The sequence below is a fragment of the Nocardiopsis sp. NPDC006139 genome, from assembly GCF_040614155.1.
GTDB classification, from domain to species: domain Bacteria; phylum Actinomycetota; class Actinomycetes; order Streptosporangiales; family Streptosporangiaceae; genus Nocardiopsis; species Nocardiopsis changdeensis.
The window spans coordinates 151059-163891 of sequence record NZ_JBEXTT010000003.1 but is presented as its reverse complement, the minus strand read 5'-3'; the positions used below and the strand labels follow the sequence as shown (position 1 = coordinate 163891).

Annotated in this window: 17 protein-coding genes; 4 read left to right on the top strand and 13 right to left on the bottom strand. The window is 72.6% G+C overall.

Features of this window, described 5'->3' with window-relative positions; translation table 11 throughout:
• Positions 1-17: 17 nt before the first annotated feature.
• From ABZ249_RS05170 to ABZ249_RS05120, 11 genes are all read right to left on the bottom strand, one after another.
• Complete coding sequence (locus tag ABZ249_RS05170; protein ID WP_355257499.1) at positions 18-845, bottom strand: ABC transporter permease; 828 nt, start codon at positions 843-845, stop codon at positions 18-20.
• On the bottom strand, positions 842-1570 hold the full coding sequence (locus tag ABZ249_RS05165; protein WP_355257496.1) for an ABC transporter ATP-binding protein: 729 nt from the start codon (positions 1568-1570) through the stop codon (positions 842-844). The genes ABZ249_RS05170 and ABZ249_RS05165 overlap by 4 nt, the downstream gene beginning before the upstream one ends.
• A 103-nt stretch (positions 1571-1673) precedes the next feature.
• Positions 1674-1850, bottom strand: coding sequence for an LxmA leader domain family RiPP (locus ABZ249_RS05160; protein ID WP_220564398.1), 177 nt, complete (start codon positions 1848-1850; stop codon positions 1674-1676).
• A 58-nt stretch (positions 1851-1908) separates the two neighbouring features.
• Positions 1909-2085: an LxmA leader domain family RiPP gene (locus ABZ249_RS05155; protein WP_220564399.1), complete on the bottom strand. Its 177-nt coding sequence runs from the start codon at positions 2083-2085 to the stop codon at positions 1909-1911.
• Between the two features lie 29 nt (positions 2086-2114).
• The gene (locus ABZ249_RS05150; protein WP_220564400.1) at positions 2115-2297 is read right to left on the bottom strand and encodes an LxmA leader domain family RiPP; all 183 of its coding nucleotides are present in this window, start codon (positions 2295-2297) and stop codon (positions 2115-2117) included.
• Between the two features lie 25 nt (positions 2298-2322).
• Positions 2323-2487, bottom strand: coding sequence for an LxmA leader domain family RiPP (locus ABZ249_RS05145; RefSeq protein WP_220564401.1), 165 nt, complete (start codon positions 2485-2487; stop codon positions 2323-2325).
• 25 nt (positions 2488-2512) lie between these two features.
• Positions 2513-2671, bottom strand: coding sequence for an LxmA leader domain family RiPP (locus tag ABZ249_RS05140; protein ID WP_220564402.1), 159 nt, complete (start codon positions 2669-2671; stop codon positions 2513-2515).
• 195 nt (positions 2672-2866) lie between these two features.
• Positions 2867-3031 carry an LxmA leader domain family RiPP gene (locus ABZ249_RS05135; RefSeq protein WP_220564403.1) on the bottom strand — a complete coding sequence of 55 codons (165 nt, stop codon included), beginning with the start codon at positions 3029-3031 and terminating at the stop codon, positions 2867-2869.
• 76 nt (positions 3032-3107) lie between these two features.
• Entirely contained in the window at positions 3108-4064 is a 957-nt protein-coding gene (locus ABZ249_RS05130) for a T3SS effector HopA1 family protein (RefSeq protein ID WP_355257489.1), read from the bottom strand.
• Entirely contained in the window at positions 4061-5125 is a 1065-nt protein-coding gene (gene lxmK, locus ABZ249_RS05125) for a class V lanthionine synthetase subunit LxmK (RefSeq protein ID WP_220564405.1), read from the bottom strand. The genes ABZ249_RS05130 and lxmK overlap by 4 nt, the downstream gene beginning before the upstream one ends.
• A complete protein-coding gene (locus ABZ249_RS05120; protein ID WP_220564406.1) occupies positions 5115-5855 on the bottom strand; it encodes a class I SAM-dependent methyltransferase in 741 nt (246 codons plus the stop codon). The genes lxmK and ABZ249_RS05120 overlap by 11 nt, the downstream gene beginning before the upstream one ends.
• A gap of 357 nt (positions 5856-6212) precedes the next feature.
• Here ABZ249_RS05120 and ABZ249_RS05115 point away from each other — a divergent pair, with 357 nt between their 5' ends.
• Complete coding sequence (locus tag ABZ249_RS05115) at positions 6213-7193, top strand: ABC transporter ATP-binding protein (protein WP_355257485.1); 981 nt, start codon at positions 6213-6215, stop codon at positions 7191-7193.
• 38 nt (positions 7194-7231) lie between these two features.
• Positions 7232-8119 (top strand): ABC transporter permease, encoded by an 888-nt coding sequence (locus ABZ249_RS05110; RefSeq protein WP_355257482.1) that lies wholly within the window; start codon positions 7232-7234, stop codon positions 8117-8119.
• 117 nt (positions 8120-8236) lie between these two features.
• Here the strand turns inward: ABZ249_RS05110 and ABZ249_RS05105 are convergent, their stop codons facing one another.
• Positions 8237-8794: a gamma carbonic anhydrase family protein gene (locus tag ABZ249_RS05105; RefSeq protein WP_355257479.1), complete on the bottom strand. Its 558-nt coding sequence runs from the start codon at positions 8792-8794 to the stop codon at positions 8237-8239.
• Positions 8795-9185: 391 nt separating this feature from the next.
• Between ABZ249_RS05105 and ABZ249_RS05100 the strand changes: the two genes are divergently transcribed.
• Positions 9186-10490, top strand: coding sequence for a cell division protein DivIVA (locus ABZ249_RS05100; protein ID WP_355257936.1), 1305 nt, complete (start codon positions 9186-9188; stop codon positions 10488-10490).
• A 123-nt stretch (positions 10491-10613) separates the two neighbouring features.
• The gene (locus tag ABZ249_RS05095; RefSeq protein WP_220564410.1) at positions 10614-11063 is read left to right on the top strand and encodes a GNAT family N-acetyltransferase; all 450 of its coding nucleotides are present in this window, start codon (positions 10614-10616) and stop codon (positions 11061-11063) included.
• A gap of 46 nt (positions 11064-11109) precedes the next feature.
• Here the strand turns inward: ABZ249_RS05095 and ABZ249_RS05090 are convergent, their stop codons facing one another.
• Positions 11110-12663 carry an MDR family MFS transporter gene (locus ABZ249_RS05090; RefSeq protein WP_355257476.1) on the bottom strand — a complete coding sequence of 518 codons (1554 nt, stop codon included), beginning with the start codon at positions 12661-12663 and terminating at the stop codon, positions 11110-11112.
• Positions 12664-12833 lie beyond the last annotated feature (170 nt).

The following is a 12833-nucleotide window of genomic DNA, read 5'->3' as shown; positions in this document are numbered from 1 at the left end:
ATGGCGCGGGGGTGGGGTCAGGTCCGGGTCCGGTCCGGGGCCGAGCCCGAGGCGCGTCGGGTCATCCGGCGCAGCAGGGGGACGGCGGCGGCGAGCAGCAGGGCCGTCCAGACGGCCGTCACGGCGGCCGCGGCGAGCGGGTTCCAGGTGTCGGCGCCGCCGAACCCGAGGGGCGTGCCGCCGGTCAGCCCGGCGTCGACGCCGTTGGCGATCCACTCGAACGGCAGGACCCGCACGGCGGCCCGCAGCGGTTCGGGGAAGAACGCGGCCGCCCCGGTGCCCGCCAGCGCGGCCGGGACGTACACGGCCAGCGCCGAGTAGGAGAGCAGGTCGCCCCCGGCGGGCAGGACCGCGCCCAGGAGCAGGCCCAGGGCCACGAAGAACAGCAGGCCCAGGACGAGGGAGCCGAGGGCGCCGGGCAGGGCGGCCGGGCCGCCCGCGGACAGGCCCCCGACGGTGAACGCCAGGCCCAGCAGGGCGCCGATCGACACGGCGCTCACCGCCAGGACGTGCAGGCACTTCTCCACGACGTAGGCCTGGAGCCCGCCGGGCAGCAGCCGCAGCCGCAGCAGGGTGCCGTCGGCCCGCGCCGCCAGGACCGCCTGGGCGACGGCGAAGGTCCCCGACTGCACCATGACCAGCATCAGGAAGGTCATGGCCAGGCTCGACGGGGAGGTGATGAAGAAGTCGGAGTCCTCGCGGGGGGCGGCCACCATGCAGGTCGTCCCGTAGACCAGGACGAAGAGCAGCTGGAAGTCCAGCAGCAGGCGGTCGGGGGAGGCGAGGGCGAGGCGGGCGCCGGTGCGGAACCGGTCCGCCCCCGCCCGCAGGGCGCGGCGGTTCACGGTGCGATCCCCTCTCGGGAGTCCAGGTGGGCCAGGTAGGCGTCCTCCAGGGAGCCGGTGCCGTGTTCGGCGGCGAGCTCCTCGCCGGGGCCGTCGAACGTGATCCGCCCGGCGACCAGGACGGCGATCCGGTCGGCGATGCGCTCGGCCTCGGCCATGTCGTGGGTGGTCGCCAGGACGGCGACGCCCTCGGCGGCGATCGAGCGGACCGCGTCGTGGAAGGCGCGGCGCGACCGGGGGTCCAGGCCGACGGTGGGCTCGTCCAGGAACAGCGCCTCGGGGCGGCCGGCCACGGCCAGGGCCAGGTCCATACGGCGGCGCTGCCCGCCGGACAGCTCGCGCACCCGCCGGTCCGAGAAGTCGGTGAGGCCGAACCGCGCGGTGAGCTCCGCCGGGTCGGCCGGGTCGTCGTGGTAGAGGGCGACGTGCCGGAGCAGGGCGTCCACCGGCCAGTCGGCGTGGTCGCGCCAGGACTGGAGCACGACGCCGATGCGTCCGCGCCAGGCGTCGTCCGCGTCGCCGGGGTCGCGGCCCAGCACCTCGACCGTTCCGGAGGTCCGCCGTCGCAGGCCCTCCAGGATCTCCATGGTGGTGCTCTTGCCGGCCCCGTTGGGGCCCAGCAGGGCGAGCACCTCGCCCCGGTGGACGTCGAGGTCCACGCCGCGCAGGACCTCGCGCGCTCCATAGGCCATCCGCAGACCGGCGGCCCTGACCAGTGGGGACATCGACGTGTCTTCCTCTCTCTCGTCGGGAGATGACCGCGGGGCCGCCGATGCGCTCGGCTCGGCGGCCCCGGGCGGTTCATTCCTTCAGGGGGTGATCAGGTGATCAGCAGCCCCAGTACTTGGTGCCGCTGACGGAGGCACCGGAGGCGGCGCTGGCGCTGACCGCGATGGAGACGACCACGGTCGGGGTGACCTCGGGGTTCTCCGACTCGGCGGAGTCGGCGATCTCGGCCGGGGTGGTGTAGTCGTCGGCGCCTTCGAAGAGGTTCTGCTCGGTCATGTCATTCCTTCTTTCGTGTGTTGTGTTTCCTGGTGGAACGGATCGGTGCGGACCGCGGTCAGCAGCCGACCCGGAGGGTGGTGGTCACGGTGACGCTGGTGACCGGCTGGAGGGTGGTCGGGAGCGTGGGGGTCGGTGCGAGCGTCGCCTCCGGGGACTCCGACTCGGCGGAGTCGGCGATCTCGGCCGGGGTGGTGTAGTCGTCCGCGCCGCCCATCAGGGATTCGGTGCTCATGCCGTTCCTTCCTTCCTGCCGCAGGGGTGTCAGCAGCCGACGCGCAGAGTGGTGATCACGGTCGTCGCCGGCCCGGTGGTCGGCAGCGTCGTGGCGGGGAGCGTGGTGATCGGGATGAGCGACACCTCGGGCACCTCGCTCTCGGCGGAGCCGGCGATCTCGGCCGGGGTGGTGTAGTCGTCCGCCCCGCCCATCAGGGATTCGGTGCTCATGGCCGTGTCCTTCCGAGACGGTGGCTCAGCAGCCCAGGGCCTTGGTGGCCCCGGCGCTGGCCGCGGCGCCGGAGACGAACGAGATGGTGACGGTGGGGGTGATCTCGGGGTTCTCGACCTCGTGCTCCTCGGCGATCTCCGCCGGGGTGGTGTAGTCGTCGGCGCCCTCGAACAGGTTCTTCTCGGTCATGTCCGTGTCCTTTCGGGTCGGCGGTTCAGCAGCCGATGGCCTTGGTGGCGGCCGCGCTGGCCGCGGCGCCGGAGACGAACGAGATGGTGGGGGTGATCTCGGGGTTCTCGACGTCGGTCTCCTCGGCGATCTCGGCCGGGGTGGTGTAGTCGTCGGCGCCCTCGAACAGGTTCTTCTCGGTCATGTCCGTTCCTTCTCTTCCGTGTGCTCTTCGTTGTCCGGTCCGTGCCGGCGGGGGGTTACCGGCGGGGCTTCACCGACGGTGAAGCCCGCCAGGAAGTCGGGGATGGAGGGGGCGTCGGCGACGCCCCCGTTTCCCGACGTGGGTGGGGTGGACTCGGAACCGGTGGTCACGGCCCTCGCCTCCCGAAGGGGTTCGTCAGCAGCCGAAGGTGTTGGTGAGCGCGAGGCTCGCGTTGAAGCTGCCGATGGCGGACGCGATCGAGGCGGGGGACGCCTCGGGGTTCTCGACGTCGTTCTCCTCGACGATCTCGGCCGGGGTGGTGTAGTCGTCGGCGCCCTCGAACAGCGTCTTCTCGCTCATGCGGTGTCCTTTCGTTGGGTGTTTTCCTCTGGTGTCCCGGGGCGCGGTGGCCCGGCCCCGGAAGTTCGTGCGGCCGTCAGAGGCCGATGTCGGGCGAACCGTGCCCGCGGTGCAGGGCTCCGGCCGGCACCCCGCCCTCCTCCAGGGAGCGGGCCGCCTCCGCGGCGCGGTCGGTGCCCTCGCGGACCGCCCGGACCAGGCCCTCGGCGATCAGCCGTGAGCGGTGCTGGCCGAAGCTGAGGGTCCGGTCGCGCAGCTGCCCGTCGTCCGGCTCCCAGGCCCAGGCGACGCCGGGCGCCAGGGGCGCGGTGTAGAGGGAGGCTCCGGTGCCCAGGCCCTCGGTGCCGCGCAACCCCTCCACCAGGGCGGGGACCGCCGGCCAGGAGGAGCTGCCGAGGTAGACGACGATCGCGTCGTTGCGCGGGTAGGACGACCGGGTGGACAGGGCCTTGGCCTGGTAGCGGACGCCCGCCTCCTCCAGCAGGGTGAGCGCTCGGCCCCAGACGCCGGGGGCGCCGAGGTGGTCGGGGACGCTCAGGTACAGGCGGAGGATGTCCCCGCCGTCCAGGGAGTGCCCGCGGGAGCCGTGGACCATCAGGAAGCCGGGGGAGCGCCGCGGCAGCACCGACGGGATGCGGATGCGGGACCCGCCCGGGGCCTCCTCGACCCCGGCGCGCGGCACCCGGACCCGGACACCGCCCAGGCGGACCACGACCTCGTCCTGTGCGCCGCCGTCGGCGGCGGTGCCGGGGACCTCCATGACGCTCGTGTCGTGGGGGACCCGTTCCCGCAGGGCCTCGACCATGCGGGGGTCGCTGACGGCCGGGTTGCGCTTGGCGGCGCGGGGCGGCCGGCCGGTGTGCAGGGCCAGGTAGAGGGCGTTGGCCAGGGAGGCGGTCAGGTGCTTGGCGTCGGTCCCCTCGAACCGGTGCCCGCGGACCTCCCCCTCCTTGCCGTCGGGGGCGAAGTCGATCTCGTCCAGGGCCCGCCGCAGCGGTTCCGCCAGCGGGGGCGCGGTGGTCGTCGCACTCACACTCGTTCTCCGAATCCGATCGCGGGGGCGTAGCCCTGCGGGTTCAGCAGGGCGCGTCGCCCCACACCCGCGGCGGCCTTGTTCAGGGGGGTCAGGTAGGCGGCGTGCTGGGCCGCGGCCAGCACCCGGTTGAACAGGTGGTGGCCGACGTAGGCCGTGGCCCTGACCGCCAGGTCGATGTCGCCGCGGGCCTCGGGCCGGGCCTCCAGGTAGGCGGCCCAGAACGCCTCGATGTTGCTGCGCAGCAGCTCGAAGCGGCGGGCGCCGCCCGAGATCGGGTCCTCGGGGGAGGAGGTCATCGCCATGACGCCGCGGTGCAGCCACTCGCCGGCGAACGCGCCGATGTCGGAGGCCGGGTCGCCGGGGCGGATCTCCTCCCAGTCGGTGAGGTACAGGACGTCGCCGTCGCTGAGGAACTGGTCCAGCCGCAGGTCGCCGTGGACGAGCCCGGTGCGGTGCCGTCCGGCGCCGCCGGGGGGCACCGCCAGGGCGGAGGCCACCTCCCCGTCGTCGTGCAGCAGCCGCCACAGGTCCAGTTCGCCGGCGCTGGCCGCCGCGTAGGTCTCCAGGTCGATCGAGTCCAGGGTGCGCGGCGGGTCGGCGGGGCGGGCGCCGGCGCTCAGCTCCTCGGGCACCTCCAGGGAGTGGAGGGCGGCCAGGGCGCGTCCGGCCTGCTCGGACATCTCCTCGGTGAAGAGGTCGTCCCGGGCCAGGTCGGCGCCGTTGACCACGTCCTCCAGCAGCTCGAAGGCGGCCAGGCCGTGCTCGGTGTCCACGGCGTGGACGCGGGGGCCGACCAGGTCGGGGCTGTCGGCGGTGAGGCCGTCGACCAGGGCGATGCGCTCCAGGCGGGCGCGGACGTCCTCGGCCGGTCCGTTGAGGCGCTTGACGAACACCCCCCGGCCGGATTCGGTCTCGCCGGCCCAGATGTCGTTGCGGCCCAGGTAGGAGGTCAGGGTGTCTTCGACGAACCCGCCGAAGCCGTTCCGCTCCAGCAGGGCGGTGACCTCGGGGACGTCCTCCAGGGGGATGGGGTCGAAGGTGGTGGGCTTACTCGCCATCGGGGTTCACCTCGTAGACGGACACGAAGGACTGGCTGTGGTGGGTGAGGGGCTCCCGGTTCCAGCCCGCGTACCGCTCGCGCAGTCGCAGGCCGGCCAGGCGGGCCATGAGGTCCAGCTCCGAGGGCCAGACGTAGCGGCTCAGCTCGACCAGGCGGGAGTTCTCGTCTCCGACGAAGGTGCGGACGATGACCGCGAGCTGCGCCATCCGGTCGACGTAGGTCGTGTAGAGGCCGACCGTGCCGTCCTGGAGGTGCTGGGCCTCGGTCTTGGTGCCCTCGTCCAGCCCGTGGTAGATGAGCGGGTTGTAGGTCTCCAGGACCACCACACCGTCGTCGGCGGTGCGCGAGCGCATCAGGCGCAGGGTGGCCAGCTGCTTCTCCGCGTCGCTGACCATGCAGAGCGTGTTGAGCGGGTTGACCGTGACGTCGAAGGAGCCCTCGGGCAGCTCCTCGGAGAAGTCGCCGGCCACGGCGGTGATCCGGCCCTCGGGGTCGTTCTCCCGCAGCTTGCGGAGCATCTCCTCGGAGGCGTCGATCCCGGTGACCCGCAGGCCCCGGGCCGCCATCGGCAGGGCGACGCGGCCGGTGCCCACGCCCAGCTCCAGGACGCTGCCGCCCGGGGCCAGGCCCGCGATGAACTCCGCGGCCTGGTCGGCCAGGGGGCTCGCCGGGTAGATCATGTCGTAGACCCCCGCCAGGGAGTCCCCGTAAATATTCGCCGTCTGCATGGCTCTCCGGGCGGCTCCGCCCTGTCCTTTCCCGTTCGCCTTCGGTGTGTCCCGCTCTTTCGTTGTCACCATCCTGGACCCGCGCCCCGGTGAATGCGCTGCCCGTCTTTCCATTCCTGTTCCAATCCAAGGTCGAGGAATTCTCGGGTGGGTTTGACCCGTTTTGCGCGGAGGTTTGCTATGGTGTGATCGTCGCAGATCAGAGGGCTTCTGGTCGAAGGATTGGCCGGGTCCTGGTCTTTGGTCCAACCGGTTTCCAGGCCGTTCGGGGAGTGCGCGAAAAAATATTCCGTGCTTCGCGTACGGGTGCGGTGAATGATATTGATCGTGCCGTTCCATCGAGGTAGAAAAGGGGGCATGGCACAAACCGCGAAAAAGAACAAGGAAACCGACCGCCGAACCGCCGGCCCCGTCGTCGAGGTGCGGGACCTGCGCCAGCGCTACGGCGACTTCGAGGCCGTCAAGGGGATCTCCTTCGAGATCCGCCCCGGCGAGCTGTTCGGCCTGCTGGGCACCAACGGCGCCGGCAAGACCACCACCATCGAGACGCTGGAGGGCTTCCGCCGTCCCAGCGCGGGCACCGTCCGGGTGTTCGGCGTGGACCCCTACGGCCAGCCCTCCCAGATCCGCGAGCGCGCCAACGCCGTGCTCCAGGGCAGCGGGCTCTTCGACGACCTCACGGTCCGCGAGACGCTGGACTTCACGGTCGGCCTGGCCTCCCGCCCGCGCGACGCCGCCGAGCTCCTGGAGACGGTCGGCATGGCGCACAAGGCCGACACCATGGTCCGCCAGCTCTCCGGCGGCGAGAAGCGCCGCCTGGACCTGGCCTCCGCACTGGTCACCCGGCCCGAGGTGCTCTACCTCGACGAGCCCACCACCGGCATGGACCCCGAGGGCCGCCGGGACACCTGGAAGATCATCTCCGACCTCAAGGAGCAGGGCACCGCGATCCTGCTCACCACCCACTACCTGGACGAGGTCGAGCAGCTCGCCGACCGGCTCGCCATCATGCACCGCGGCGAGATCCGGGTGGAGGGCACCATCGGGTCCGTCCTCGCCGAGTACGGCGACCACATCGGGTTCCGGGTCCCCGCGGGCGTGCGCAGCGGCGACCTGCCGACCCTGTCCGGCGAGCGGCCCGGCCTGGAGACCCGGGACGGGCACCTGCACGTCTCCTACACCGTGCGCGGCGAGGCCGGCCCGCACCGCGCCTACCGGGCGCTGGCCCCGCTGGTCGAGTGGGCGCGCGACAACGACCTGGAGCTCGCCGACCTCCAGGTCCGCGGCGTGACCCTGGAGGACGTGTTCCTCCGGATCGCCGACGAGGGCGACGAGTAGACCCCCGATCCAACCCGCTACGGAATCAGGAGCACCCCATGACGCACACCCTCATCCCGGACACGGCGCGCGAGGCCGCTCCGGCCCCCGCCGACCCCGACCCCGCGACCCCGGAGGCCCGCCGCCCCAGCGGCCTCTTCCAGCAGGTCTCCGTCCTCGCCCGGACCGAGTTCCGGCTCTTCCTGCGGTACAAGACCGCGCTGATGTACCTGGCCCTGCCCGGCGCCTTCCTGCTCCCCTTCGCGGTGATGGAGCCCACGGAGCTGGTGCCCGGCGTCCTGTCCGTCCACTACCTGCTGCCCGGCACCCTGGTCGCCATCGCGACCACCCTGGGCCTGGTCCACCCCGCCAACGTCCTGACCATGCGCCGCGAGGCCCTGGTCCTCAAGCGGCTGCGCGTGAGCGGGGTGCGCCCGGCGGCGGTCCACACCTCGATGGTCGCCCTGGTCACCCTGCTCTGCCTGGTCGTGGGCGCCGTCTTCCTCGCCCTGGTCGGGGTGATGGCGGACCGGCTCCCCGCCGACCCGGTGATGATGGCGCTGGCACTGCTCCTGTCCTCAGTGTCCATGGCGCTGCTGGGCACCCTCATCTCCCCGCTGGTCCGCAACGGCGAGACCGCGCAGATGGTCTCCATGGTGCCGATGCTCGGCATGCTGGTCCTGGGCGGCGTGATGATCCCCCTGGACGTCATGCCCGACTCGCTGGCCACCGTCCTGCGCTTCCTCCCGATCGCCCCGGCCGTGGACATGCTGCGCTCCGGCTTCCTGGGCGCGGACGCCTTCGGCTCCATCCAGGAGCTGCACGACGCCGGCTTCGCCGAGCTGTGGGTGAACGCCCTGCCCGCCATCGGCGTGCAGCTCTTCTGGATCGCGGTGTTCGCGTTCCTGGCCCACCGGTTCTTCCGCTGGGACCCGCGCCGGTCCTGACGACGGCCCCGACACGACCCCGACACGGGTCGCCCCGCCCCGAGGGCGGAGCGGGCCCGGGAGCGCACGACGCCGTGCGTTCCCGGGCCCGTTCCGCGTTCCGGTGTCCGGCCGGGCTCAGCGCCAGGTGACCCCGGCGTGCTCCCGGGCGAGCTGCGCGTAGTGGACGGAGGTGTACTCCAGCACGGCCCGGTCGTCGTCGTCGAGCTCCCGGACGACCTTGCCGGGGACACCCGCCCACAGGGTGCCGGGCGGCACGGTCTTGCCCGGCGGCACCAGCGCGCCGGCGGCGACGAAGGCGCCCCTGCCCACCCGGGCCCCGCCCATGACGATCGCGCCGATGCCGATGAGCGAGCCCTCCTCGACGATCGCGCCGTGCACCATCGCCTTGTGGCCCAGGCTGACGCCGTCGTGCAGCTCCACCGGCTGGCCCGGGTCGGAGTGCAGGCCGCACTGGTCCTGGATGTTCACGCGCTCGCCCACCACGATGTCCTCGGTGTCGGCGCGCAGGACCGATCCGTACCAGACACTGCTGTCCGCGCCCAGCCGGACGCGGCCGACCACGACCGCGCCCGGGGCGATCCAGGCGTCGGGGTGGATCCGCGGGGTGCCGAACCCGGCCTCCCCGATCCGCGGCCCGGGGGCCGCCTCGCGGCCTTCGGTCCCACTGCCCATGTCGTGCTTCCTTTCGGTGGAGCGTGCACCGGCCCTCACGGCGGTGCGGAAGGCGGCGAAGTTGACCGCTCCGCCCCCGCGCGGGGATGATCGCGCATACCTTAGTAAGAACGTGATCGTAGGCCGCACGCCGATGTCCCCCTCGGGACCCTTGACGGGGTGTCGCGGCGTGTGCCTACCGTGGTCGTTCGGTCGTCCACAGTGTGACGCTCCGCGCCCGGCCGTTCCCCTCGTGCGGTCGAGGTCGCGGTGAAAAAGGACACTCGCCCACGGAGCATGCTTTACACGGGCTTGCGGGTGTTCACCGGACAATGGGGTACGGGGCAAGTCTCACCAGCTGCGACGTGCAGCCGATGACGGTGTACTAGGACATGAAAGGCACATGAGCGATATGTTGCCGGGTAGCGGACTGCAACAGGACATGTTCCCGACGGTGCGCAAGGGCGGTTACGACAAGGCGTCGGTCGACGAGCGCTTCATTCGTCTGAACAACGACAACCAGAGTCTGCGCCAGCGTCTCAACCAGATGGACGACGAGCTGGAGCAGTACAAGCGCGACCTGGCGGTCGCCCGTGAGAAGGCCCAGACCAAGCCCGAGCACGAGCAGATCAGCGAGCGCATGGCCGAGATCCTCCGCATCGCGGAGGAGGAGGCGAACGAGCGCCGGGCCAAGGTGGACTCCGAGGTGCAGGAGGCCCGGAAGCGGGCCCAGGAGGAGATCGCCAAGCTCCGCAAGGACGCCGAGGACCACGCCGAGCGCATCATCTCCTCCGCGCGCTCGGAGGCCAACGAGATGGTCACCGGCGCCAAGAAGGAGTCGGACCAGCTCCGCGAGCAGGCCCGCCAGGAGGGCGAGCGCCGCTTGGGCGAGGCCGAGGCGCGGGCCAAGAAGATCCACGACACCGCCGACCGCAGGCTCGCGACGCTGACCGCGACGCACTCCGAGGCGCTGCGCCGCCTGCGCGACATGCACTCCACGCTGGCCGACCTGGTCGCGGCGGAGGACAAGGCGGGGGCGCTGGAGACCGGCCTGACCCGTGAGGAGAACGTCTCCCCGGCACCGGCCAAGCCCGCGCCCGCCAAGCCGGAGGCGGCCAAGTCCGCACCCGCCAAGCCCGCGCCGGAGGCCGCCAAGGCGCCCGGCCCGGTCGCGACGGAGCCCGCGGCCCAGGTCGAGGCCAGGACCGAGGTCTTCACGCCCAAGCCCAAGCCGGAGGCGGCCAAGCCCGCTCCCGCCGAGCCGGAGCCGGCCAAGCCCGCGCCCGAGGCCGCCAAGCCCGCTCAGCCCGCCAAGCCCGCGGAGGCCCCCAAGCCGGAGCCGGCTCCGGACGAGGCCACCATCCGGATCACCTCCCTTCCCGAGGTCCCGGACGAGTCCACGGTGCGGATCAAGCCCAACCCGCGGCCGCAGGCCCAGGGCCAGGAGCCCAAGGGTCCGCAGGCCGAGGCCCCGCGTCCCCCGCAGGGCGCGCGGTTCACCGGCCCCGCCCCCGAGGGCGGCCCGCAGGCCCCGCAGGGCACCGGGCCGCAGGCTCCGCAGGGCACGGGACCGCAGGCTCCGCAGGGCACCGGGCCGCAGGCCCCGGCCTCCGCCGAGCCCGGCGGCGACCCGGGCATCACCGGCATCTACCGGCGTCCGGAGGGCGGCCAGCCGCCGTCGGGCGACGAGGGCGTGCGGGTCATCCGCAAGCCGTAGCGCCGGCGCCGCGCGCACGACGATTCCGGGGTGGGGGCCGAGGTCCCCACCCCTGGTGTTTTATGTCCGGTTGTAGGGCGACGTCCGCCTTGTCGCGGGAGGTCGGCTACCATTCCGGAAGCCATGATTATCCGCGCGGCCATCCGGTCCGACCTCGGTGCGATTCTGCGTCTCCTCCGCGAACTCGGCGATACGACCCACACGCAGAGCGCTCACGTCCGCATGTCCTCCGCGGCCGTGCGCGCCTGGACCCGGATGGAGAACGACCCGGACCGCACCGTCCTGGTCGCCGAGCAGCGGGGCCAGATCATCGGCACCCTCGACCTGCTGGTGGTCGCCAACCTCACCCACGACGCCCAGCCCTGGGCCGTGGCCGACAACCTCGTCGTCGACCCGAACCTGCGCCGCCGCGGCATCGGCCGGGCCCTGATGGAGGACGCGCTGGACCGCGCCTCCCGGGCCGGGTGCTACAAGGTGGAGCTGCTGTCCCACGAGAGCAGGCGGGGGGCCCACGAGTTCTACAGGGCCCTCGGCTTCTCCGACTCCGCCGAGGGCTTCCGCCGCTACCTCTGACCCGTGCCCCGGGTGCCCGTTCCGGGCCCGCGGTGCCCCGGCGGCGCTACCGGCCCCTGGCCGGGGGACCGCCGCGCAGCGGCACGCCCCGCATGAACGCCACCGCGACCAGGCCCAGCACGGCGATGGGCACGCCCGCCAGGAACACCCCCTGCATCGCGTGGTCGAACGCGCCCACGATCACGTCGCGCACCGGGCCCGGCAGCGCGTGCACCAGCTCCGGCGAACCCTGGGCCGCCCGGCCCGCCCCGGCCAGCTGCTCCGCCAGCTCCGCGGCGCCCGAGTCGGTCCCGCCCGCGGCGTCGGCCGCCGCCCGCTCCCGGGCCGCCGCCACCGCGGCCGCCAGCTCGGTGTTGAGCCGCCCGACCATCACCGCGCCGAACGCCGCCACGCCCGTGGCCCCGCCCAGGTTGCGGAAGAACACCACCGAGGCGGTGCCCGCGGCCATGTCGGCGGTGGGCAGGGAACTCTGCGTGGCCAGCAGCAGGAGCTGCATGTTCAGGCCGAAGCCCAGTCCCACCAGGGCCTGCCCGACGACCACCGAGGTCAGACCCGGGTCCAGGTGCGCCAGGGAGAGCAGCACGAACCCGACCACGCACAGCACCATGCCGACGACCGGGTAGGCCTTCCAGCGGCCGCTGCCGCTCACGGCGTACCCGGAGCCGATCGAGGTGACCAGGAACGCCGCCACCAGCGGCAGCGTCATCATCCCCGACACGGTCGGGCTCATCCCGTGGACCATCTGGAGGTACTGCGGCATGTAGATGATCAGGCCGAACATCATCATGCCCACGCACACCGACGCCGCCGAGGACAGCACGAACGTCCGGTCGCGGAACAGCCGGGCCGGGATGATCGCCTCGCGCGCCCGCCGCTCCACGACCACCGCGCCCGCCGTCAGCAGCACCGCGGCGGCGCCCAGGCCGATCGCGAGAGGCGAGGTCCAGGCGATCTGGGTGCCGCCCAGGCTGAGCAGCACGATCGCGGTGCTGGCCGCCCCGAAGATCAGGGCGGCGCCGGTGTAGTCGACCGGGGCGTCGCGCCGGGGCGTGAACGGCATGGTGAACATGAACTGGATGACCACGAACGCGAACACCGCCAGCGGCACCGTGATCAGGAAGCACCAGCGCCACCCCAGCGGACTGTCCACCAGGAACCCGCCGACCAGCGGCCCGAGCACCGTGGACACCCCGAACACCATGCCGATGAGGCCGCTGTAGCGGCCGCGCTCGCGGGGGGCCACCACGTCGCCCAGGATGATGTTGGGCAGCGTGGCCAGACCGCCCACGCCCAGGCCCTGGAGGGCGCGGGCGGCGATCAGCCAGTTGATGTCCTGGGCCAGCCCGGCCGCGACCGACGCGACGATGAAGATGCCCAGGGACACCTGGAACAGCAGCTTGCGGCCCCAGATATCGGAGAGCTTGCCCCACACGGGGGTCGAGGCGGTCATGGTGAGCAGGGCGGCGGTCGCCACCCACGCCAGCCGGTCCTGCCCGCCGAGTTCGCCCATGATCGTCGGCAGCGCGGTGCCGATGATGGAGTTGGTGAGCATCGAGGTGAGCATCGCCAGGACGAGGCCGACCATGATGCGCCGGACCACCCTGGGGGAGGGGAGGACCTGGGCGTGGGGATCGGGCGGTTCCGGGGTACGGGGGACGGATGCACTGCGTACTGCCTGTTCCAACGAGATCCCTCATCCCGGACACACGAAAGGCCCCGCGGCGTATTGCCGGGGGCGGAATGTCCATCTCCAGGTATAGGTAAACGGTG

What these genes read in the sequence shown, in the direction of transcription:
- ABZ249_RS05160 (WP_220564398.1), bottom strand. Translation starts at nt 1,850, where the DNA reads ATGACCGAGCAGAACCTCTTCGAAGGCGCCGACGACTACACCACCCCG.
- ABZ249_RS05140 (WP_220564402.1), bottom strand. Translation starts at nt 2,671, where the DNA reads ATGACCGAGAAGAACCTGTTCGAGGGCGCCGACGACTACACCACCCCG.
- ABZ249_RS05165 (WP_355257496.1), bottom strand. Translation starts at nt 1,570, where the DNA reads ATGTCCCCACTGGTCAGGGCCGCCGGTCTGCGGATGGCCTATGGAGCG.
- ABZ249_RS05120 (WP_220564406.1), bottom strand. Translation starts at nt 5,855, where the DNA reads ATGCAGACGGCGAATATTTACGGGGACTCCCTGGCGGGGGTCTACGAC.
- ABZ249_RS05110 (WP_355257482.1), top strand. Translation starts at nt 7,232, where the DNA reads ATGACGCACACCCTCATCCCGGACACGGCGCGCGAGGCCGCTCCGGCC.
- ABZ249_RS05115 (WP_355257485.1), top strand. Translation starts at nt 6,213, where the DNA reads ATGGCACAAACCGCGAAAAAGAACAAGGAAACCGACCGCCGAACCGCC.
- ABZ249_RS05155 (WP_220564399.1), bottom strand. Translation starts at nt 2,085, where the DNA reads ATGAGCACCGAATCCCTGATGGGCGGCGCGGACGACTACACCACCCCG.
- ABZ249_RS05105 (WP_355257479.1), bottom strand. Translation starts at nt 8,794, where the DNA reads ATGGGCAGTGGGACCGAAGGCCGCGAGGCGGCCCCCGGGCCGCGGATC.
- ABZ249_RS05145 (WP_220564401.1), bottom strand. Translation starts at nt 2,487, where the DNA reads ATGACCGAGAAGAACCTGTTCGAGGGCGCCGACGACTACACCACCCCG.
- ABZ249_RS05135 (WP_220564403.1), bottom strand. Translation starts at nt 3,031, where the DNA reads ATGAGCGAGAAGACGCTGTTCGAGGGCGCCGACGACTACACCACCCCG.
- ABZ249_RS05095 (WP_220564410.1), top strand. Translation starts at nt 10,614, where the DNA reads ATGATTATCCGCGCGGCCATCCGGTCCGACCTCGGTGCGATTCTGCGT.
- ABZ249_RS05150 (WP_220564400.1), bottom strand. Translation starts at nt 2,297, where the DNA reads ATGAGCACCGAATCCCTGATGGGCGGGGCGGACGACTACACCACCCCG.
- ABZ249_RS05100 (WP_355257936.1), top strand. Translation starts at nt 9,186, where the DNA reads ATGTTGCCGGGTAGCGGACTGCAACAGGACATGTTCCCGACGGTGCGC.
- lxmK (WP_220564405.1), bottom strand. Translation starts at nt 5,125, where the DNA reads ATGGCGAGTAAGCCCACCACCTTCGACCCCATCCCCCTGGAGGACGTC.